At 68.8% G+C, this 20,970-nt stretch carries 16 protein-coding genes; 4 read left to right on the top strand and 12 right to left on the bottom strand.

The genetic code is table 11. The features are described from left to right. Positions 1 to 14 precede the first annotated feature (14 nt). From ACN22W_RS29380 to ACN22W_RS29355, 6 genes are all read right to left on the bottom strand, one after another. Positions 15 to 1,115 carry a porin gene (locus ACN22W_RS29380; RefSeq protein WP_419688154.1) on the bottom strand — a complete coding sequence of 367 codons (1,101 nt, stop codon included), beginning with the start codon at positions 1,113 to 1,115 and terminating at the stop codon, positions 15 to 17. A gap of 150 nt (positions 1,116 to 1,265) precedes the next feature. Next, positions 1,266 to 2,900 carry an HAL/PAL/TAL family ammonia-lyase gene (locus tag ACN22W_RS29375; RefSeq protein ID WP_419688153.1) on the bottom strand — a complete coding sequence of 545 codons (1,635 nt, stop codon included), beginning with the start codon at positions 2,898 to 2,900 and terminating at the stop codon, positions 1,266 to 1,268. Positions 2,901 to 2,917: 17 nt separating this feature from the next. Continuing rightward, positions 2,918 to 4,240, bottom strand: coding sequence for an MFS transporter (locus ACN22W_RS29370; RefSeq protein WP_419688152.1), 1,323 nt, complete (start codon positions 4,238 to 4,240; stop codon positions 2,918 to 2,920). A 30-nt stretch (positions 4,241 to 4,270) separates the two neighbouring features. After that, positions 4,271 to 5,911 carry a urocanate hydratase gene (locus ACN22W_RS29365; RefSeq protein WP_048242996.1) on the bottom strand — a complete coding sequence of 547 codons (1,641 nt, stop codon included), beginning with the start codon at positions 5,909 to 5,911 and terminating at the stop codon, positions 4,271 to 4,273. A 15-nt stretch (positions 5,912 to 5,926) separates the two neighbouring features. Beyond that, positions 5,927 to 7,018: a DUF917 domain-containing protein gene (locus ACN22W_RS29360; protein ID WP_412025531.1), complete on the bottom strand. Its 1,092-nt coding sequence runs from the start codon at positions 7,016 to 7,018 to the stop codon at positions 5,927 to 5,929. 180 nt (positions 7,019 to 7,198) lie between these two features. After that, positions 7,199 to 8,089, bottom strand: a complete 891-nt coding sequence (locus tag ACN22W_RS29355; RefSeq protein ID WP_129516232.1) for a LysR family transcriptional regulator — start codon at positions 8,087 to 8,089, stop codon at positions 7,199 to 7,201. Positions 8,090 to 8,188: 99 nt separating this feature from the next. On the opposite strand from ACN22W_RS29355, the gene ACN22W_RS29350 reads away from it, so the two are divergent. Then, complete coding sequence (locus tag ACN22W_RS29350) at positions 8,189 to 9,574, top strand: dihydroorotase (protein ID WP_343491057.1); 1,386 nt, start codon at positions 8,189 to 8,191, stop codon at positions 9,572 to 9,574. Beyond that, on the top strand, positions 9,571 to 10,842 hold the full coding sequence (locus tag ACN22W_RS29345; protein ID WP_419688151.1) for a Zn-dependent hydrolase: 1,272 nt from the start codon (positions 9,571 to 9,573) through the stop codon (positions 10,840 to 10,842). Before ACN22W_RS29350 ends, ACN22W_RS29345 begins: the two co-directional genes overlap by 4 nt. A gap of 21 nt (positions 10,843 to 10,863) precedes the next feature. Here the strand turns inward: ACN22W_RS29345 and ACN22W_RS29340 are convergent, their stop codons facing one another. The 5 genes from ACN22W_RS29340 to ACN22W_RS29320 all read right to left on the bottom strand — a co-directional run bounded on the left by ACN22W_RS29340 (position 10,864) and on the right by ACN22W_RS29320 (position 17,179). After that, complete coding sequence (locus ACN22W_RS29340; RefSeq protein WP_419688150.1) at positions 10,864 to 11,886, bottom strand: AraC family transcriptional regulator; 1,023 nt, start codon at positions 11,884 to 11,886, stop codon at positions 10,864 to 10,866. 94 nt (positions 11,887 to 11,980) lie between these two features. After that, positions 11,981 to 13,177 (bottom strand): porin, encoded by a 1,197-nt coding sequence (locus tag ACN22W_RS29335; protein WP_419688149.1) that lies wholly within the window; start codon positions 13,175 to 13,177, stop codon positions 11,981 to 11,983. A gap of 134 nt (positions 13,178 to 13,311) precedes the next feature. Continuing rightward, a complete protein-coding gene (locus tag ACN22W_RS29330; RefSeq protein WP_419688148.1) occupies positions 13,312 to 14,496 on the bottom strand; it encodes an MFS transporter in 1,185 nt (394 codons plus the stop codon). After that, positions 14,493 to 15,887: a D-arabinono-1,4-lactone oxidase gene (locus ACN22W_RS29325; protein WP_419688147.1), complete on the bottom strand. Its 1,395-nt coding sequence runs from the start codon at positions 15,885 to 15,887 to the stop codon at positions 14,493 to 14,495. Before ACN22W_RS29325 ends, ACN22W_RS29330 begins: the two co-directional genes overlap by 4 nt. 65 nt (positions 15,888 to 15,952) lie before the next feature. Further along, positions 15,953 to 17,179 (bottom strand): amino acid deaminase/aldolase, encoded by a 1,227-nt coding sequence (locus ACN22W_RS29320; RefSeq protein ID WP_419688146.1) that lies wholly within the window; start codon positions 17,177 to 17,179, stop codon positions 15,953 to 15,955. A 429-nt stretch (positions 17,180 to 17,608) separates the two neighbouring features. Between ACN22W_RS29320 and plcR the strand changes: the two genes are divergently transcribed. Next, positions 17,609 to 18,322, top strand: coding sequence for a phospholipase C accessory protein PlcR (gene plcR, locus ACN22W_RS29315; RefSeq protein WP_419688145.1), 714 nt, complete (start codon positions 17,609 to 17,611; stop codon positions 18,320 to 18,322). A 66-nt stretch (positions 18,323 to 18,388) separates the two neighbouring features. After that, positions 18,389 to 19,765 carry a pectin acetylesterase-family hydrolase gene (locus ACN22W_RS29310; protein WP_419688144.1) on the top strand — a complete coding sequence of 459 codons (1,377 nt, stop codon included), beginning with the start codon at positions 18,389 to 18,391 and terminating at the stop codon, positions 19,763 to 19,765. A 53-nt stretch (positions 19,766 to 19,818) separates the two neighbouring features. Here ACN22W_RS29310 and ACN22W_RS29305 read toward each other — a convergent pair whose 3' ends face one another. Next, the gene (locus ACN22W_RS29305) at positions 19,819 to 20,928 is read right to left on the bottom strand and encodes a molecular chaperone DnaJ (protein ID WP_419688143.1); all 1,110 of its coding nucleotides are present in this window, start codon (positions 20,926 to 20,928) and stop codon (positions 19,819 to 19,821) included. Positions 20,929 to 20,970 lie beyond the last annotated feature (42 nt).

Raw genomic sequence — 20,970 nt, 5'->3', positions numbered from 1 at the left:
AGCCGCCGGGAACGTCAGAACACGTGGCGAATGCCGGCACGCCCGACCGCCTGCTTCTGGTTGCTCGACGGATTGAAACCCGCGATCTGCGCGACCGGTGCATCGCCCGCCGCCTTCTGGAATGCACCCATCACATAGACGCTCGTGCGCTTGGACAGCGCGTATTCGACGCTCAGGTTGAACTGGTGATACTTCGGCTCCGCGTTCGTCGCGTGGTCGCGGCCCGTCGTGTACGTGTAGCCCGCGCCGACCGTCACGGCCGGCGTCGGCGTGACGAGCGTCGACAGCTCGTAGTTCTGGAATGTCGCGTCGTGCCCCGCGCTGCCCTGCTGGAAGTTCGTGTTCGTGAAGTCGGCCAGCAGCTTCAGCCACTGCACGACCTGGTACGACGCGCCGACGCCGAACACCTTCTGCGCACGCGCTGCATCGAGGTAGTTGCCGTAGATCGCGTTCGTGAAGCCCGGATAGTTCTGGTAGCCCTGCGTCGACACGCCCGGGTTGTTGATGCGCAGATAACCGATACCGAGGCCGATCGGCCCCGCCGCGTAGTTCGCACCGACGCTGAACGTCGCGTTGTCGGAGAAGCGCCCCGGCTGCCCGCCGAACGCATAGAGGCCGCCGAACGTGAAGCCCGCGATCGTCGGGCTGCGGTACTTGACCGCGTTCGAGATCGGGAAGCCGTTGTCGGTGTTGTCCATGTCGTTCGGGTGCGCGAAGTAGTAGCCGCCGATGTTGCCGTTCAGCGTGAACGGCTCGACGTAGTCGACGATCGAATCCCACTGGCGGCCGAGCGTGAGCGTGCCGAGCTTCGTGTCGTTCAGGCCGACGTAAGCATTGCGCGAAAACGCGAGCCCGCTGCCGAGGCGGCCGGAGTTGATGTCGAAGCCGCTTTCGAGCCGGAAGATCGCGCTCAGGCCCCCGCCGAGATCCTCGGTGCCGCGCACGCCCCAGCGGCTGCCGGCCGTCACGCCCGATGCGAGCTGCACGAGATGCTTGCCCTGCACGTTCGATACGTAGTCGACGCCATCCTCGACGATGCCGTACAGCGTGACGCTGCTTTGCGCGTGGGCGGTGGCGGCCGCGGCGAGCGGCAGCGCGAACAGGAGTTTTTTCATGGTGGTGTTCCGGTGCGGTGTGGGTGAAAGACGGCGAACGGTGGGTCGATCCGGTTGCATGCGGACGTGCGTCCCCCGCGCCGCGATCGAGTGACGATCGCGGCGGCGGGAAAACGGTGAAACGAAGGGAGTGTGTTGTGCGGCTATCGCTCAGTCGCGATACGCGCGCAGCAGCGTATCGGCGGCCCGGAAGTCGGGCGTCAGCGGGCGGTCGCGCTCGAGGAAAGCGACCTTCGTGCGCAGCGCGCGGTACAGCGGCTGCGTGGCCGGCGCGAGCGTGAACGACGGCTGCTTGCGCTGGCGCAGGTCGATCGCCTGCGCGGCTTCGATGAGTTCGAGGCCGAGCAGCGTGTAGCTCGCGTCGATCTGCTTCTGCACGCGCTGCACGACGTCGGGTGCGTTCGTCGCGATGTCCTCGATGCCGCCGGCCACCGGCAGGTAGTCGAGCGACACGGGCATCGCGAGCGACTTCACCGTCATCGCGAGCGCGGTCGGCGGCTTCTCCATCGCGCCGAACGCATGCACGGTTTCCTCGGTGCCGAGGAAGCGCGAGAGGCCGGTGAGGTGCGGGTCGTTCAGCTTGACGATGCGCTGCGCGGACGCGAGTGCGTTGTGGCCGAGCGCGAGCCCAAGTTGCTCGAACGCGAGCACCCACGGCAGCGGCTCGAAGTTCGCGCTCGGCAGCACCGCGCCGCCGCCGTCGACGTAACCGGCCGCATCCTGCGCGCGGTTCGACTTCGGCGTGACGCCGACCGCGACGCCCGGATTGTCGTCACTCGAATTGAGCTGGACCTGCAGCAACGCGCGCGCTTCGTCGTAGGTGCGATCCTCTTCGCCGAGCAGGTAGACGCCGGAACGGAAGCTGAGCGGATCCTGCAGCGGCCGGTCCGCGTCCTTGTTCCACAGGCTGCTGCCCGCGAGCAGCATGCGCAGCGCCGCGCCGGCGCGCAGCGTGGCCGGGAACGGCCGCAACGCCAGCGTGTCCTCGCGGAACGGCGACACGTTGCCGTTCAGCCCCTGCAGGCTCAGCGCGAACACGAGCTTCGACACCTGCGCGAGGCGCGCCATGTCGGTGAGCGCCAGCGCCGCCATGCCGGCCGAATACGCGTTGGAACTGAGGATCGCGAGTGCGTCCTTGCCGTACGGATGGATCGTCGCGATGCCGGCCGACTTCAGCGCGTCGGCGGCCGCGAGCTTGCGGCCCTGGTAGTACACGTCGCCTTCGCCGAGCATCGCGAGGCCGACGTGGCTCAGGATCGTGATGTCGGCCTCGCCGATCGAGCCGTCCGCCGGCATCGCCGGCGTGACGCCGCGATTGAGGAACTGCGCGTACGCGTCGACGATCGCCGGCTGCACGCCGGCACCGCCGTCGAGCATCGCGTTCAGGCGCGCGGCCATCGCGGCGCGGGCCACGCGCACGCTCATGTCGGGCCCGACGCTGCCCGAATGCGCATGGATCAGCCCGATGTTGAAGCGCGTCGACGCGTCGATGACCTCCTGCGACAGCTTGCCGTGCGCGTCGACCATCTCGCGGTCCTTGTTGAGGCCGACGCCGACCGTCAGCCCGTAGATCTGCTGGCCGGCCGCGGCGGCCTTCAGCAGCACGTCGTGCGCGGCGACGACCCGCTGGCGGGCGGCGGGCGCGATCGACACGGCTTCGCCGTCGGCGATGCGCGCGATCGATTCGGGCGTGACGGACCGGCCGTCGAGTGTGACGTCCGCGAAGGCCGGGACGGCGGCGAAAAGCGCGAGCGCGATCGCGCTCCGCATGAGGAAGCGTTGCATGAAGCAGTTCTCCGATTTCAGGCGTGACGTGACGTGGAAGACAGCGCGGCGATCGACGCGAGCGCGATGACGCTCGCGACCATCACATACCAGGCAGGCGCGAACGGGTTGCCGGACCGTTGCGTGAGCCACGCGAGGATCGCGGGCGCGAAGCCGCCGAAGATCGTCGTGGCGATGTTGTAGGACAGGGACATGCCGGTCGCGCGCACGCGGGTCGGGAACAGCTCCGACAACGCGGCCGGCGCGACGCCCGTGAAGATCGCGACCATCACGCAGAACGCGCTCTGCACCGTGATCAGCGCGGCGAGCGTATGCACGTCGGCGAGCCAGCGCAGCAGCGGATACACCGACACGAGCATCAGCAGCGCGCCGGCCGTGAGCACCTTGCGCCGGCCGAAGCGATCCGACCAGCTGCCCGCGCATACGCAGGTGACGGCCATCAGGCAGTTGCCGACCAGCGACGCGATGAACGCGTCGCGTCCGTCGAAGTGCAGCGCGCGCTGCACGTGCGTCGGCATGTAGATCACCAGCGCATACACGCAGACGGCCCACAGCACCGAGAACCCGGTACCGACCACGAGCGCGCGCGGATAGTCGCGCACGACCTGCAGCAGCGGCGTCTTGCGCTCGGCCGGCGCGCGCGCGGCACGCGCCATCTCCGCGCGGAAATGCGGCGTTTCGTCGAGCGTCTTGCGCAGCCACAGGCCGACCGGCGCGATCGCGAGACCGAGGATGAACGGAATCCGCCAGCCCCAGTCGCCGATCTGTTCGCGCGACAGCGTGAGCGTCACGCCGGTGGCGACCAGCGCGCCGAGGATGTTCGACGCGGCCATGCTGGCCTGCAGCCACGACGCGTAACGACCCTTGCGGTCCGCCGGCGCGTGCTCGATCAGGAACGCCGCCGCGCCGCCGACTTCGCCGCCGGCCGAGAAGCCCTGCAGCAGGCGGCCGCACAGGATCAGCAGCGGCGCGCCGACGCCGATCGCGGTGAACGGCGGCGCGAACGCGATGATGCCCGTGCCGGCCGCCATCACGAGGATGGTCAGCGTGAGCGCGGCCTTGCGGCCCGCACGATCGCCGTACACGCCGATCGCGAGCGCACCGAGCGGCCGCGCGATGAAGCCGATCCCGAACGCCATGAACGCCTCGACCAGCTCGGTGCCCGTGTCGCCGCGATGGAAGAAGTTCTGCGCGATGTACACGGCAAAGAACGCGTAGACGGAAAAGTCGTACCACTCCAGCGCGTTGCCGATCGAGGCCGCGGCGATGGCGCGCCCGGCACGTGTGGCAGGGGGCGACACGGCCGTGGCCGTGTCGAGGGGAACCGCGGTTTGCTTCACTTCGATCTCCTGTCGTCGTGCGGGGCGGCCTTACAGCCGGATATGCGGAATCTGCTTGCGTTCCGCTTCATCGAGCGCTTCTTCGTAGCCGGCGTCCGCATAGCGGATCACGCCGAGCGCGGTGTCGTTGGTCATCGACAGCGTCAGCCGCTCGTTCGCCGCGGCGCTGCCGTCGGCGACCACGGTGATGCCCGCGCTCGTCATGTAGCCGCTGTAACCGCCGCCGCCCGAATGGATCGCGACGAGATCGGCCATCGACGAACAGCTCATCATCGCGTTCAGCAGCGGCCAGTCGGCCACCGCGTCGGAGCCGTCGCGCAGGTTCTCGGTCATGATGTTCGGGTGCGCCATCGCACCGGCGTCGAGGTGGTCGCGCGTGAACGCGACCGGCCCGGCCAGCACGCCGTCGCGCACCATTGCATTGACCGCGAGTGCGAGCCGCGTGCGCTCGCCGTGGCCGAGCCACGCGATCCGCGCGGGCAGGCCTTCGAACGGCACGCATTCGCGCGCGCGCTGGATCCAGTTCGTGACGATCCGGTTGTCCGGGAAGTGCGCGAGCAGGTAGTCGTCGATGACGCGGATGTCGTTCGGGTCGTTCGACAGCGCGATCCAGCGGAACGGGCCGATCGCGCGGCAGAACAGCGGGCGCAGGAACGCCTCGGTGAACACCGGGATCTCGAACGCGCGCGCCACGCCGCCGTCCTTCGCATGCGTGCGGATCAGGTTGCCGTTGTCGAACACGATCGCGCCGCGATCCTTGAAGCCGAGCATCGCCTCGACGTGCCGCACGATCGACGCGCGGCTCGCGTCCATCAGCCGCGTGCGGTCGCTGTCGCGCAGCGCGCGCACTTCGTCGAGCGTGTAGCCGGACGGTACGTAGCCGTACACGAGATCGTGCGCGGCCGTCTGGTCGGTGACGATGTCGGGCACGACGCCGCGCGCGAGGATCGCCGGGAACACGTCGGCCGCGTTGCCGAGCAGGCCGACCGAGATCGGCTCGCGCCGCGCTTGCGCGTCGCGGATCAGCGCAAGCGCCTCGTCGAGATCGCGCGCCTGGCGTTCGAGAAAACCGATCTGCAGCCGCTTGTCGATGCGCGTCTGGTCGATCTCGACGACGAGCGTCGCCGCGTTGGCCATCCGGCCCGCGAGCGGTTGCGCGCCGCCCATCCCGCCGAGGCCGGCCGTCAGGATGAAGCGCCCGCGCAGGTCGTTGTCGAAATGGCGCTCGGCGATTCGCGAGAAGATCTCGTAGGTGCCCTGGATCACGCCCTGCGAGCCGATGTACTGCCAGTCGCCGGCCGTCAGCCCGCCCCAGCAGATCAGGTTGCGCCGTTCCAGTTCGTAGAAGTGCTCGGCTTTCGCCCACTGGCCGATCAGGTTGCAGTTCGCCATCACGACGAGCGGCGCGCTCGCATGCGTGCGCAGCAGCGCGACGGGCTTGCCGGACTGGACGACGAGCGTGTGGTCCTCGTCCATCGTCTTCAGCGTGTGCACGATCGCGTCGTGCGACGGCCAGTCGCGCGCCGCACGGCCGAGCGCCGCGTAGACGATCAATTGTTCGGGGTCCTCGCCAACGGCGAGCACGTTCTCGAGCAGGCGCAGCAGCGCTTCCTGGCGCCAGCCCTTGCAGCGCAGCGTGTTGCCGGACGTGACTTCGAAGGTGCGGGTCATGGTGTCGCCCTCCGTTCAGCGCGCGAGCGCGTAGTTGGCGATCGAGATGCCGAGCGCCGCTTCGACCGGCGGGTAGACCGCCGGATCGAACACCGATGACGACAGCGGAATATGCGCTTTCGCCACCCGCAGCACGTGGATCTCCATCCCTTCCTTCAACTGCCCGGCGCTGACGGGGCGGCCTTCGCTGTCGAGCGTCGTGATCACGTCGGGGTAGGTCGCGATCCGCTCGCCGTGCGCGTCGTCCACCGCCATGTGCTCGTTCATCACATGAATGACCGCGCGCTGCGCGCCGCTGCCGAGATAGACGAGGCCGACGTCGAACGCCTCGCGCGTGTATTCGAGCGTGTTGCGCTCGACCTTGCCGCTCGCGATGATCTCGCCGTGCGTGGCCGCGCAGATCGCGTCGATTACCGCGCTGCCGCCGCGCCGTTCGGCGTCGATGATCGCCTCGCCGAGCGCGAGCGCGCGGCTGATGCCGCCGAGCGCCGCATGCTGGCGCACGTACGACGCGCGAATCGGGTTGCGGCAGCTCGCGATGAAGCCGCCGGCCATGTCGGCCGCCTTGCGCAGCACCGGCGATACTCTCGCGGTCGCGCCGCGCACGACCACTTCCATGTACGCATGCTGCGCGCGGTTGCCGCCGGCTGCCGCCTGGATCATCGGCGCGGTGCTCGACGCGAGGCCGAGCGAGCCCATGTCGCCGGTCGGATGCGCGCGGATGTCGCCCACCGCGTCGACCACCTTGGTGCCGAGCAGCGCGGACGGCAGCCACGCGTTCAGCGTGCTCGACATCCCGTTCTGCCCGATGATGAGCCCCGCGAGCGGCGCACCGAGTGCTTCCTGCACGAGCTGCGCGGCCTTCACGTAATCGGCGCCGAGCATTTGCCAGTCGGTGAGGCCACCCGGCGCGCCGATCGCGGCGGCCGTGGCGATCCACGCGTCGTCCGGCAATTCGTCGATGGCTACCAGTTCGGGGCGGCCGATCGTGACCGCGAGCGTGCCGAGTTCACGGCCGTGGTCGGCCCAGCCGCCGCCGCCGCATGCGAAAACCGAGCCGCCCTTGACGGCGGCTTCGACGTCCTTCGAAGACAGAATGCGTCCCATGTGTCGTTTGTCCTGAGAGGGGAAAAAGGCCGTACGCGCCAGGCGGAAAGCCTTGTGTGGCGGTACTGTCCAAACGATTCTAGGGACGCCGAATATTGAGCGTTATTGCTATTTTATGGAGACTTCATAACGCGATGTTAAGGCTAGGGTAATCCCGTGATGGCGTGTTAACGCCGCAATTCATGCGTCTGCGGAAAGCGCGTGCAGCGTGTCGATGAACTCGTGCGCGAGGCGCGACAGCGGTGCGAGCACGGGGTGCAGCACGCTGACCGGCGCGGCGATGGTCGGCACGATCGGCTTCACGACGATCTGCGGCCACACGGGCCCCGCGACCGTCAGTTCGTCGATCAGCGCGATGCCGGTGCCGGCCTGCGCGAGCGCGCACGCGACGTGCGCCTGCTGCACTTCGATCTTGACCTGCGGCACCAGGCCTTCGTCGCTGAACAGCCGCCGCACCAGTTGCCCGAGCGGAATGTCGCTGCCATAGCCGATCAGCGGCTGGTTCGCGAGATCGCGCACGGCCAGCGTCTTGCGCCGCGCGAACGGGTGCGACGCGGGCACGGCCGCGACCATCCGGTTTTCATAGAGGTGCCGGCTCTCGACGTTCGGGTGCGTGTCCTGCAGGAACGCGATGCCGAGCTCGACCTGCTGCGTGAGCACCGCCTGCAGCAGCACGCTCGGGATCATCGTGTGCAGGATGATGCGCACGTCGGGAAAGCGCTCGTAGAACGCCGCGATCGCGCGCGGCAGCAGCGATTGCCCGAGATTGGGGCTGCACGCGATGCGCAGGTGGCCCATCCGGTTCTCGATCAGGTCTTCGGCGATTTCGTTGACGCGCTGCACGCCCTGGTACACCGCGTTGACTTCGACGAACAGCCGCTGCGCTTCCGGCGTCGGATAGAGCCGCCCCTTGATGCGCTCGAACAGCGCGAGACCGAGCCGCTGCTCCGCATACGAAATGAGCCGGGACACCGCCGGCTGCGACACGTGCAGCAGCTTCGCGGCGCCGCTGATCGAGCCGGTCAGCATGATGGCGCGAAACACTTCGATCTGGCGCAGGTTCAGACGCACAGCCTTAACTCCATGTTATGTGGGGGCGATAAATCGGCATGAGACATTCTGGCAGAGCGCTGCCTAAACTGCTCGTGATCAAAAAAGCAGGAGGCGCAGATGAGCGAATTCGAGCAGGTGGTGCGCGGCCGGTTGGTCGACGCACGCGAGGTGGTCGACGACGGCTGGCTTGCGATCCGGGGTGGGCGGATCGCCGCGCGCGGCGCGGGCGTGCCGCCGGCGGCGCGCGACACGATCGATGCGCGCGGGCAGTGGGTGCTGCCGGGCGTCGTCGACGGGCAGGTGCATGCGGCCAGCCAGGCGAACCAGGAAGGGCTGGGCCATGCGTCGCGCGCGGCCGCCGCGGGCGGCGTGACGGTGATGGTCGACATGCCGTACGACGATCCGGAACCCGTCGCGTCACGCGCGCAGCTCGATCGCAAGATCGCGGAGGCCGAGCGCGATTGCCACGTCGACGTCGCGCTGTACGGCACGCTCAACGCGAAGCACGGCCTCGAAGCGGCGGCTGGGCTGATCGACGGCGGCGTCTGCGCGTTCAAGTTCTCGACGTTCGAGGCAACGCCCGGCCGGTTCCCGCGGGTCGAGGAGGACGTGCTGTACGACGCGTTCCGGCTGATCGCGCCGTCGGGCCTCGCGTGCGGCGTGCACAACCAGATGCAGGACCTGACGCGCAAGAACATCACGCGGATGATCGAGGCCGGCGACACGGGCTGGGACGCGTTCCTGCGCGCGCATCCGCCGCTGATCGAGAACCTCGCGACCGCACTGATCTACGAGATCGGCGCGGAGACCGGCGCCCGTGCGCACGCGGTGCACGTGTCGACGTCGCGCGGCTTCGAGCTGTGCAACATGTTCCGGCAGGCTGGCCATCGCGCGAGCATCGAGACCTGCGTGCAGTACCTGATGCTTGATCACGAAACGCATACGAAACGCTTCGGCGCGAAGACGAAGCACTACCCGCCGATTCGCCCGCGCGCGGAGCAGGACCTGCTGTGGACGCATATCGCGCGCGGCGAGTGCACGTTCGTGTCGTCGGATCACGTGAGCTGGGGGCTCGAACGCAAGGGCGACGCCAACGTGTTCCGTAACGCGTCGGGCGGCCCGGGGCTCGAAACGCTGCTGCCGGCGTTCTGGACCGGCTGCGAGCAGCACGGTGTCGCGCCGACGCGCGTGGCCGAGCTGCTGGCGACGAACCCGGCGCGGCACTTCCTGCTCGACGATCGCAAGGGGTCGCTCGACGTCGGCGCCGACGCGGATTTCGTGATCCTCACGCCCGAGCGCTACGCGTTCGATCCGTCGCACAGCCTGTCGGCCGTGCAGTGGAGCGCGTTCGAGGGCATGGAATTCACGGTGCGCATCGCCGCCACCTACTGTCGCGGCGCGCTCGTGTACGACGGCGCACGCATCGTCAATCCGGCAGGCTCGGGCCGCTTCCTGAAGCCGCACGGCAGCCGGCCGATCGCCACGCAATTGGAGCACGCATGAATCCGACGGTCTTTCCGCCCCTGAACGCCGAACGCCTGAACGCGCGCGTCGAGCAACTCGCGCGCTTCACGCGGCCCGACGTCCCGTGGACGCGTCGCGCGTTCTCGCCGCTGTTCGCCGAGGCGCGCGCGTGGCTCGCCGCGCAGTTCGCCGAAGCCGGGCTCGCGGTATCGATGGACGCGGGCGGCAACCTGATCGGCCGTCGTGAAGGCAGCGGCCGCCGCACCAAGCCGCTTGTCACGGGGTCGCATTGCGACACGGTCGTCGGCGGCGGCCGCTTCGACGGCATCATCGGCGTGCTGGCCGGCATCGAGGTCGCGCATACGCTGAACGAGCAGGGGATCGTGCTCGACCATCCGTTCGAGGTGATCGACTTCCTGTCCGAGGAACCGAGCGACTACGGCATCTCGTGCGTCGGCAGCCGCGCGCTGTCGGGCGTGCTCGATGCCGGCATGCTGCGCGCGACCAACGCCGAAGGCGAAACGCTCGCCGAAGCGTTGCGGCGCATCGGCGGCAACCCGGACGCGCTGCGCGAACCGCTGCGCACGCCGGGCAGCACGGCCGCGTTCGTCGAGCTGCATATCGAGCAGGGGCCCGTGCTGGAAACGCGCGGCTTGCCGATCGGTGTGGTGACCAACATCGTCGGCATCCGGCGCGTGCTGATCACGGTGACCGGGCAGCCCGACCATGCGGGCACCACGCCGATGGATATCCGCCGCGACGCGCTCGTCGGCGCCGCGCACCTGATCGAGGCCGCGCATGCGCGCGCGTCGGCGCTGTCGGGCAATCCGCACTACGTCGTGGCGACGATCGGGCGGATCGCGATGACGCCGAACGTGCCAAACGCGGTGCCGGGCCAGGTCGAGCTGATGCTGGAAGTGCGCAGCGACAGCGACGCGGTGCTCGATGCGTTCCCCGAGGCGCTGCTGGCCGGTGCGGCCGCGCGGCTCGATGCGTTGCGGTTGAGCGCGCACGCGGAGCACGTGAGCCGCGCGCGGCCGACCGACTGCCAGCCGCTCGTGATGGATGCGGTCGAGCAGGCGGCCACGCAGCTCGGTTATCCGAGCATGCGCCTGCCGAGCGGCGCGGGGCACGATGCCGTGTACGTCGCGCCGACGGGGCCGATCGGGATGATCTTCATTCCGTGCCTGGGCGGCCGCAGCCATTGCCCGGAGGAGTGGATCGAGCCGCAGCAGCTGCTCGACGGCACGCGCGTGCTGTACCAGACGCTCGTCGCGCTCGATCGTTCGCTGGCGGGCGCGGCGTAACGGCCGTCGCGTGGGCCGCCGTTACAACGGCGTCCGCTGCCCCTCTCTCGGCCCGTGCCCCGTCCAGCGCTTGAACGCGCGCCGGAAGTTGTGCGCGTCGCTGAACCCGACTTCGTGCGCGACGTCCTCGATCGACAGCCGCGGGTTGCTCAGCAGCGTGAACGCGCGCTTGCGGCGGATCGTGTCGATCACCGTCTGGTACGACACGCCCTGGTCGGCCAGCCGCCGCCGCAGCGTGCGCTCGCTCATGCACAGCTGCGCGGCGATCGCGGCGAGCGACGGCGTATGGCGCAGGTCGCGCCGCATGATCCGTTCGATCGATTCGAGAAACTCGGTGCCCTCGGGTTCGGGCGGCAGCGCGTCCTGCAGGAATTCGAGCACCTGGCGATGCGCGAGCGGATCGTGCGTCGCGATCGCGCGATGGCCGAGCGCCGCGTCGCACGTCAGCAGGTTCTGCTCCTGTTCGAAGCGCACCGGGCACGGAAAAACGCGCGCGTACTGGTCCGCGTAAGCCGGCGGCGGGTAGCTGAGATCGATGACCTTCGGCTGGAACGCGGGGCCGGCGAGCGAGCGCCCGATCTTCATGAAGCTGCCGAACGCTTCCTCGACGAGGAACGCCTCGATGTCCGGTTCGAGGAAGACGTTGGTCGCGCGGATCGACAGCGAGCGCGCGTCCGACACCAGGTCGAAGCGCATCAGCGGCCCCGTGTGGCGCTGCAGTTCGAGGCCGACCGTGATCGCGTCCTTCAGCGTGGGACTCGTCAGCATCGCGTAACCGACCAGCCCGATCGACGCGATCGTCTCGCTGGTGCCGAGTTCGAGGCCGAGCGCCCGCCCCGGCGCCATCTCGAGCGCGCGCCGGATCATCGTGCTCGCCTGACGCAATGAAATCCGGCACGACGGATTCGACAGGTCGGCGACGTCGAAGCCGAGCCCGAGGCACAGCCGCACGGGATCGATGCCCAGTTCCTTGCTTGTCTCCGCGAGGCACCGCAGTAAATGGACCGGCAGATTCGCCGTCGTATAACGGGCGGTATCGTCCATGGATGCTCCGTGTTTTTTTCCACGGATTGTACTCGTCCCGCCCGGCCGGGGTGCCGCCCCGGCCGTTATCGGCCACATGCCATACGACCCCGCTTCAGAAGTAGTGGCGCAGCCCGACCGTCGCGCCGAGCTGCGTGGTGCTGGTGCTCGGCGACTGCCCGTTCACGCCGACGAGCTGCGCGCCGATCAGCCCGCCGCGGTAGATCGCGTAGTCGACTTCCGCGTAGAGCATGCTGCGCTTCGACAGGTTGTAGCCGGCGATCACCTGGAACTGGCGCGCGCGGCCGTCGAAGTCCGACGTATAGCCGGACTGCGTGGTCCACCACGCGTTGACGGCCGCCGTGAACGCCGGCGTGAAGCGGTACGTGAGCCCCGCGAGCGCCATCTTGCGGCGGCGGAACCCGCCGGGCACCGTCGGGTCGACCACCTGCGCGGGCGAGATGATGCCGAGCCCCGCGAGGTCGGTCGGGCTGAACGGGCCGTTCTCGAACGACGTGAAGTCGTTGTCGCGCGCGTTCTCGATATAACCGGCGTTGACGGTTGCGTTGCCGAGCGTCACCGAGCCGCCGCCGCCGTAGACGTCGAACTTCCCGTGCGTGACGTCGTCCCAGCTGCGCATGAACGATGCGCCAACCGTGAACGGCCCCTTGTCCGGCGCATACGCGACGGCCCCGCCGAGCTGGCTGCCAAGCACGCCGCCGCCCGCATGGCCGCCCGGCGCGTACTGCGCGAGCAGGTACAGGCTGCCGAGCTGCGCGCCGTACTGAATCATGTTGCTGGTGCGCGCGGCCGCGAGCATCGTCTGCTCGGGCTTGAACAGGTTGAAGTACGGGTCCTGCGGGCCGGCCCACAGGTTCGAGCCGTAGGTCAGCGACACCATCTCGAACGGCACGTTGTATTGACGGCCGAGCGAGAGCTGGCCGAGCGACGTCGACGTCAGCCCCACGTACGCGACCTGGAAGAAATTCGGCGAGCCGGCCGGCACGATGCTGCCGCTGTTCGGGCCGAAGTGGCTCTCGATGTTGAACTGCGCGGACAGCCCGCCGCCCAGGTCTTCGTTGCCTTTGAGGCCCCAGTAGCTTTCGGTCAGGCCGCCGCCGTCGGCCATCGAGATCTTGCGGCCGGTCGATACCGGCGTGCCGTCGGCGCCGTAGGACACGCCATGCGTTTCGTAGCGGATGCCCGCGTCGATCACGCCGTAGAGCGTCACGTTGCTTTGCGCGTGCGCGCCGGTACCGGCCAGGACCATCATCGCGCAGCATGCCACGCGAACGCTATCGGGACGATTCATTCGGGACTCCGGATGGAACAGGGGGCGGGCGGCATTGCACCGCCGGAACGAATGTAGAAAGCCAAATTTTTACCGGCCAAGGCCGCGGCGGCCAATCTCGTGGTGCGTCGCGGCCAGCGCATGACGCAGTGCGGTCAGGGCGACGCGCGGGCCACGGTGCCGAGCGCCGCGCGGCGCAGCGCGAGCCGCACGAACGGCGCCGCGGCCAGCACGGCCACGCACAGCACGTGCGCGACGTGGGTGCCGCCGAAGCGGTCGAGCAGCGCGCCGGACAGCGCGGTGCCGATGCCGGCCGCGAAGAACGTGACGACGAGCGTGCGCGCGACCAGCGAGCCGTCCGGGTCGACGTCGGACAGCATCCCGGTGAGGAACGGCACGATCACGAAGAACGCGCTGTTCAGCACGAACTGGCTCAGGAAGTACGCATGGCCGCCGCGCGCGCCGAAGAACCATTCGATCGACGCGATCATCGCGAGCTGCGCGGCCCAGATCAGCGCAAGGCGGTGCTTGTGGCTGGCCGGATGCGACGGAATCGCCGCGCCGACGAAGCCGAGCAGCGACGACACCGACAGCAGCACGCCGATCGTCGTCGGCGACAGCCCGGCCCGCTCGCCGACGAAGCCGGCGATTGCCCACTGCGACGCCTGCACGCCGTAGACGAGCGCGGTCACGACCCAGATCGCAATGACCGGCCGCCACGGCAGCGCGTGGCCGCGCGAGCGGGCCTGCGACTGCGCGCTCGCGAACGCGTCGATGCCGCGGATCGCGGGCGCCAGCACGGCGACGACGGCCGCCAGCAGCGCGAACACCCAGCGCCCGAGCCACGCGGCCGGCAGCGCGGAGATCAGCACGAGGATGCCGCCGTTGATGCCGCCCGCGAGCAGGTTGATTTGCCCCCACAGGCGATCGGTCGACGCGCGCTGCGACACGCCGGACGCGACGACCACGAACAGCATCCCTTCGAACAGCCCCGTCATCCCGCGCGCGGCGGCCGCCGACACGAGGCCGGGCGCGATCGCGCTGAGCGCCTGGCCCACGATCGTGCCGGCCACGCCGGCCAGCGTGAACGGCCGTGCGGCGCGCGCGATCCGGTGCGACAGCAGCGCGCAGCTGATCGCGATGCCGAGGATCTCGGCGCTGACGAGCGCGGTCGCGGTGCCTTCGTCGAGCCGGAAGCGCGTCATCACGGCCGCGACGAGGAACGGCGACAGGATCAGGCCGTTGGTGGCCGCCGCGAACGCGAGCGCGAGGCGGACGACGGCGCCGGTCGACGGATCGGGACGCGACTGCGCGGTCACGCGCAGGGTGGCTGTGGTCATGAGGCCTCCTGGTTGGATCGCGGCCGATCTTGCTCGACGTCGGCCGTTTCGGGCATCGGGTGTGTCCCTCGGCCGGTCGGCGCAGCGGCGGCGGTTGCGCGTTGCCGCAGGCCGAACAGCGTGCGCAGGTACGGCGTCAGGAAGCGGCCGTGCGGGTCCATCCGTTCGCGCAGCGCGAGGAAATCGTCCCAGTGCGGGTAGCACGCCGCGAGTTCGGCGGCTTTCAGCGCATGCACCTTGCCCCAGTGGGGCCGCCCACCGTGATTGCGGCAGATCGCCTGCACGCCCGAGAAGTACGTGTCGAACGGCATCCCGCGATACTGGTGCACCGAGATGCGCACGCTGTCGCGCCCGAAGTCGGGGCTCAGCCAGATGTCGTCGCCGCGCACCCAGCGGTATTCGATCGGGAACATCAGCGGGAAGCTGCGGCGCGCGATGAACGCGCGGATTTCCCGCAGCGCATCGGCGCCGCGCTCGGCCGGCACCGACCATTCCATTTCGTTGAAGCGCACGCGACGCACCGTCGACAGCATCGCGTAACTCGCATCCACGTGCCGGCCCGCCGACACGGTCGACGCGCACAGCCGGCTCAGCGCCGGGCACAGCGACGGCACGCGCTTGCCGAGCCCGCACAGCGCGCCGAACACGGTGTTTTCGAGGAACGACTCGGACGCACGACTCGCCCAGTGCACGGCGTCGGCCGGCTCGTCGGTCATGTCCCATGCCTTGGTCAGCACGGTGTCCGTATGCGGGAACCAGTAGAACTCGAACGAGCGGTGCTTCGCGATCAGCGTGTCCGTTTGCGCGAGGCAGTCGTCGAGCCGCATGCCACCGCGCTCGAGGCGCAGCCGGAACGCGGGCACGAGGCGCAGGCCGATCTCGGTCAGCACGCCGAGCGCGCCGAGCCCGATCCGGCCGCCCGCGAACAGCTCGGGATGCGTGTCGGCCGTCGCGCGGATCTCGCTGCCGTCCGCGCACATGAACGTCAGGCTGTCGATCTGCGTCGACAGGTTGCCGAGCGTGATGCCGGTGCCGTGCGTGCCGGTGCTGGTCGCGCCGGCGATCGACTGCACGTTGATGTCGCCGAGGTTCTCCATCGCGAGGCCGTGCGCGGCGAGCGCGGGCCCCAGCGCCCACAGCCGCGTGCCGGCATGCACGCGCGCGACGCGCCGGTCGCGGTCGACGTCGATCACACCCTGCATCGCGTCGAGCGACAGGATCACGTCGTCGGTTTGCACGAGCGGCGAGAACGAATGACCGGCACCGGCCGCGCGCACGGTGGCGCCGGCAGCCGCGGCGTCGCGCAGCACGGCCGCGAGCCCGGCGCGCGACGCAGGCGTCGATACGGTTGCATCAGGACTGCAGACATATCCCGACCAGTTGCGCCACATGGCGTTGTCTCCGTGGTTGTCGTTCGAATGGGTCGAAAGGTTTGAATGACGGGTCGTGCGGCCCGCTAGAAAAAGCTCTTGCCTTCGCCGCGATAGGTGGGCGCCTCGCCGACCACGCGGCCGCCGCGGATCAGCAGCAGCGTGTTGAAGCGCTCGCACAGTTCGCCGGCCTTCGCATGGCGGAACAGGATCGGCTCGCCGATCGCCGGCGCGACGCCGTGCGGCACGCGCACGGGCGTCTGCACCTCGCCCGCGCCCTCGTTGCCGATCAGCGTGCAGCCGGCCGGCAGCCACGGTCGCGGCAGGCGGCTCTTGCCGGCCGGGCCGGATGCGATATAACCGCCACCCGAGCAGGTCACGATGCCCGCCTGCGGCATCCGCACGACCGGCAGCGCGAAGCCGGCGGCCGGTTGCGCATGGAACGCCGCGTAGTGATCGAACAGCGCCGGCGCGTAGAGGCCGGAGCCGGCCGCGAGCTCGGTGACCGATGCGTCGCCGAGCGTGCTCTCGAAGCTGCCGGTGCCGCCGCCGTTCACGAAGCGCAACGTGTGGCCGGCGGCCGCGAGCGCCTGCACGGCCGCGTGGCGGCGCGCGTTGATCTCGCGCGCCGAACGCCGCTTCAGGTAGCGCACCAGCGCGTTGCGCATGCCGCCGCCCGGCTCGGTATCTGCGACGCCGGCGATCTGTCCTTCGTAGCCCATCAGCCCGTCGAGCCGGACGTGTTGCCGCTGGCCGATGCGGTTCGCGAGCGCGAGTGCGCTTGCGGCGTCGCGCACCGGCGAGCGGTACATGCCGAAGTACAGGCCCGGGTATGCCGACGACATGTCGAGATCGATCGCGAGCGGGATCGTCACGCGTTCCTCGTGTGCAATCCGGTCGATTGCATCGACCTGTGCGTTGTCGTCGACCATCAGCGTGATCGAGCGGCCCTGCCTGAGTTGCGCGGCCACCGCGCGCAGGTCGTCGGGCTCGACGGTCGGATACGCGACGACGATGTCGTCGAAGCCGCCGTCCGCGAGCCACGCGGCTTCCGCGGCCGAATAGCACAGCAGCCCTTGCATGAACGGGCCGGCGGCCAGCACCGCGCCGATTACTTCACGCGAGCGCACCGACTTCGTCGCGAGCCGGATCGGCCGGCCGCGTGCACGGCGCTTCAGGTCGGCGAGGTTCGCGTCGAGGCAATCGAGATCGACGAACGCGGCGGGGAGCCGGTGGCCCGCGAGCGCGTTGCGATAGGTGGGATAGTCGTGGACGGCTGCTGCTGCGCGATGCGGGAGGTCTGCACGGCTCATTGAACGGGCTCGGCTGGTTCAGGGGGCGGCGCGCCGACCGTTCGGCGCGTGTCGGAAATCAGCATAGGGCTGGCCAAAATGCCGACCAAGCGCTCAGCGGGTCGTTCGACGGGTCCGATCCGGCCATCCGTATCGGCCACGCGGATGCGCGGCTAGCGTGCGCCGCGCGGCTGGACCGCGGCTTGCTTGGTGTCGCGACGCGCGCGGTACGTGTTGGCCCGACGCGCCGCCGGACGGGCGTGGCGCGCGAGGTTGCGCGTTCGCGTGAGCGGCCACGAAAAGCGTTTCAAACGTTTTTCCAGCTAAGGCCGTTGCACGCGGGTTTAGTGCCTGCGTTCTAGCGCCGCTTTTGACTGCGTGCCGGATTCGACCTAGAACCTACTCGCGGATGCACCGGCGAAGAACGGCATGACGTGACGAGGAGGCGACGTGAAGAAGAACAGGGCACTCTGGCGGCGCACGGGCGCGATCGTGGCGATCGGCGTGGCGGCCGTCGCGATCTGGCGATACGAAGCGGCGACACCGGCCGAGGCTGCGTCATCCGGCACACCGGGCACGACGGCGAGCGTGCAGTCCGTCGCGGCCGATGCATTCGGCACCGGGGCCGCGACACCGGGGCCCGAAGAACGGCGGCTCGACGTCGACGCGCTGCGCCGCAGCCTTGCGAGCCGGCCCGACGCGGACGCCGAAGTGAAGCGCATCGTCGCGTTCGCGCGGTTCCGCGACGAAGTTGCCGCCTACGGCGATCGCCGCAACAGCCTGCCGCAAGCCGAGCGCGCCGCGCTCGCGCACCGGATTCTCGACGAATTGCCCGACCATGTCGCGCGCAACGAGATCGTGCCCGTGCAGGCCGAAGCGCTCAGCGCGGCGCTGCTGACGGATACCGAAGCCGATCCCGCGACACGCGGCGCGGCACTCCGGTCGATGCGCGCGCAATGGGATGCGTATGCGCAGCAGACGGTCGGCCCGTCGCCGGCGCAGGACCCGCGTTATCTCGCGTACGAACAGCAGAGCCGCGATGTCGTCCGGCAGGTTCAGGCGAGCATTCCCGATCCCGACCAGCAACAGACCGTCATCGCGCAGCGCCTGCAGGCGCTGCGTGTCCAGCTGTTCGACGGCGCTTCACCGTCCGGCGCGCACTGAGCGCCGAATCCGCGACACCGGGACCCTGCCCGGCGGCCGCGTCATGTCCATCGACAAGGAGGGGAGATGTCATCAGCACGATGCCTGCTGCGCGCGGCCGTTGCCACGCTGCTCGGTTGCGCGGCACTGAACGGCCACGCGGCCGATACGACGATGCCGGATCCGTCGATTCCCTATTATTCGTGGTACGAAGTGACGTTGCCGGAGAGTAGCGGCGCGTCATGCGGCAACGGCACGCCGATGCGTTTCTACGTCAATCGCGCGCAGTCGGACAACCTGCTGTACATGATGGAGCCCGGCGGCGCGTGCTGGAACTACGGCACCTGCACGCAGACGTCCACCGGTGCCGAGGCCGGCCTCGGCGGCTTCAACCCGGACGGCATCCCGCACAACTACATGAACGGCACCGTGAACGAGAGCCTGCTGTCGTCGTTCCTGTCGCCGCTGCTGACGCGCATGGATCTCGCGCATATCCTCGTCGGCGAACCGAAGGTCGAGACGCAGCAGTGGACACAGGTTTTCGTGCCCTATTGCACCGGAGATATCCACATGGGCAGCGCGGTGCGCAACTACACGTCGCCGACCGGTGACTGGCGCCTCCAGCACTACAGCGGGCTGAAGAACATCCAGGCCGTCGCGCAGTGGCTCGTGTCGCACGGGCTGGGCAAGCCGAACCGGCTGCTCGTGTACGGGATGAGCGCGGGCGGCTACGGCACGCTCGCGAACTACGCGACGCTGCGCAACACGCTGCAGCCGCAGGCGCACAGCGCGCTGCTCGACGATGCCGGCACGGTGTTCAATACGCCGTTCGATGCGGATGCGGCCGCGCATCCGTCGGTCGGCCTGTACGACAAGGTGCGCACCGAGTGGGGGATGACGGGGCCCGACGGGATGATCACCGTGAACAGCCGGCTGACCAGCCACTTCGATCCCGGCAACATGGGGAGCGCGTACGCGGCGCTGTCGGCGACTTATCCGCATGACCGTTTCGGCTTTTCGAGTTACCAGCGCGACAAGATCATCGCCGCGTATCACTATCGTGCGTTCGTGCCGGCCGTGATCGCGGCGCCGGATGACGCGACGAAGGATTCGCTGTCGCTCGCGATGTTCGCGCAGGAACTGGACGGGCTGAAGCAGACGCTGAACCCGCTGCCGAACTTCGGTTATTTCATGCCGTGGGCGCGCAACGACTTCATCGACAACCATCAGGTGACGGCGGTCAGCTTCACCGGGTCGGGGATCCACGAGAACGGCACCGACGCGGACATCGGCACGTTCGTCGACAACCTGCTGAACCAGCAGGACCCGGCCGATACGCCGGTGATGAAGGCGTTCCGCACGCAGCAATGGTCGGATTTCACGTTCTCGACGTTTCTCGCGTGGATCGACAGCGTGCTCAACCTGACCGGCGAAGCGGGGCCGATCTCGGGGCACAAGGCGTAAGGTGGTTCGTTTGAACGGGCGGCGGCGGCGCAGCGTGCCGCCGTTCCGCGGGCTTAGAACGAATCGTCGTCGAAGCGGGACGATGCGTGCCGGCGCTTCATGTCCTTCAGCCAGTCCCTGACCTTTTCCGGATCGTCGAACTCGCGCAGCGCGATGCTCAGGTCGTGGTTGCTGCGCTGCATGCCTGCAATGTCGCGCGTGAGCATGCGGACGACGGTATCGGGCGCCACCTTGACGGTCGGCGCGATGCCGTAGGTTCGCCGGAAATCGGTCTCCACGTGCTGGATCTCTTGATCCAGCTCGCGGATCTGTTCCTCCAGGATGCCGTTGTAGCGCATCAACCGATCCTCACCGAGGCCGTTGATTGCGCGCCGGTCGATCTGTTCGATCTCCAGCTGCAATTCCAGCAGTTGCAGGAGATTGCCTTTCGCATAAGCGTGGTTGACCCGCTGCATCAGCACGGTCTTGCGTTCCTGTTCGCGAGGATCGGTTTCGCGATCAGGGTGCAGCGCGCTGGCCAGCTTGCGATAGACCTCGCGGATCGACTTGCTCGATTCGGCCTGCTCGGCTTCGCGTTTGGCCTGCGCGGCCGATTGTTTGGGTGATTTCTTGCGCTTGGCGCGCTGTGCCTCGCGGGCCTCATGTTGGGCCATGTCCCGCTTGAACTGTTCGTCCAGTTCGGCTTGCATGCGCTCGGCGAGTTCGTCGGGCGATAGCGCGTCGAGATCGTCTGCCGGTTCAACGTCCGGCTTCATCGGCTGGCGATCGACCGCTGCGGTGCGGTCGTTACCAGATGCGCTGTGCCGGTTGTAGATGACTTTCAACTGCGCGTCGTCGCTGACGTCGAGCAGGTTGCGCGCCATATCGGCGATCAGCTCGGACAGGGTCCGCTGCTCGGCCTTGCTCAACCCTTTCTGCAGGAAGGCGTCGTCGAGCCGATGGAGCATGCCGATCCGCAACGCCGTCGACGCCTGTTCGAGCGGCAACAGCCCGTCGACGAATTTTTTCTGGAAGACCGGCAAAACGGCGTCCCATGCACCGAGACGTTCGCGCCGTTGTTCGATCTGCTTGACGAGCGTATTGAACGTCTTCTGGGCTTTCGACAGGCTGGCTGTCTCGTGGTGGGGCGCGATGGCGACCGCGGCTCCGCGACGTGCGGTCATGATGGGCGTTCTCCGGCCGCGTCGGGACGCGCAGCAGGCCGG

This window comes from Burkholderia theae (genome assembly GCF_048565265.1).
Taxonomy (GTDB): Bacteria; Pseudomonadota; Gammaproteobacteria; order Burkholderiales; family Burkholderiaceae; genus Burkholderia; species Burkholderia theae.
This window is presented reverse-complemented; position numbering and strand designations above follow the sequence as displayed.

Excerpts from the sequence above, each read along its gene's own strand:
- ACN22W_RS29380 (WP_419688154.1), bottom strand. The coding sequence starts at position 1,115 with ATGAAAAAACTCCTGTTCGCGCTGCCGCTCGCCGCGGCCGCCACCGCC.
- ACN22W_RS29375 (WP_419688153.1), bottom strand. The coding sequence starts at position 2,900 with ATGCAACGCTTCCTCATGCGGAGCGCGATCGCGCTCGCGCTTTTCGCC.
- ACN22W_RS29365 (WP_048242996.1), bottom strand. The coding sequence starts at position 5,911 with ATGACCCGCACCTTCGAAGTCACGTCCGGCAACACGCTGCGCTGCAAG.
- ACN22W_RS29360 (WP_412025531.1), bottom strand. The coding sequence starts at position 7,018 with ATGGGACGCATTCTGTCTTCGAAGGACGTCGAAGCCGCCGTCAAGGGC.
- ACN22W_RS29350 (WP_343491057.1), top strand. The coding sequence starts at position 8,189 with ATGAGCGAATTCGAGCAGGTGGTGCGCGGCCGGTTGGTCGACGCACGC.
- ACN22W_RS29345 (WP_419688151.1), top strand. The coding sequence starts at position 9,571 with ATGAATCCGACGGTCTTTCCGCCCCTGAACGCCGAACGCCTGAACGCG.
- ACN22W_RS29340 (WP_419688150.1), bottom strand. The coding sequence starts at position 11,886 with ATGGACGATACCGCCCGTTATACGACGGCGAATCTGCCGGTCCATTTA.
- ACN22W_RS29335 (WP_419688149.1), bottom strand. The coding sequence starts at position 13,177 with ATGAATCGTCCCGATAGCGTTCGCGTGGCATGCTGCGCGATGATGGTC.
- ACN22W_RS29330 (WP_419688148.1), bottom strand. The coding sequence starts at position 14,496 with ATGACCACAGCCACCCTGCGCGTGACCGCGCAGTCGCGTCCCGATCCG.
- ACN22W_RS29325 (WP_419688147.1), bottom strand. The coding sequence starts at position 15,887 with ATGTGGCGCAACTGGTCGGGATATGTCTGCAGTCCTGATGCAACCGTA.
- ACN22W_RS29320 (WP_419688146.1), bottom strand. The coding sequence starts at position 17,179 with ATGAGCCGTGCAGACCTCCCGCATCGCGCAGCAGCAGCCGTCCACGAC.
- ACN22W_RS29310 (WP_419688144.1), top strand. The coding sequence starts at position 18,389 with ATGTCATCAGCACGATGCCTGCTGCGCGCGGCCGTTGCCACGCTGCTC.
- ACN22W_RS29305 (WP_419688143.1), bottom strand. The coding sequence starts at position 20,928 with ATGACCGCACGTCGCGGAGCCGCGGTCGCCATCGCGCCCCACCACGAG.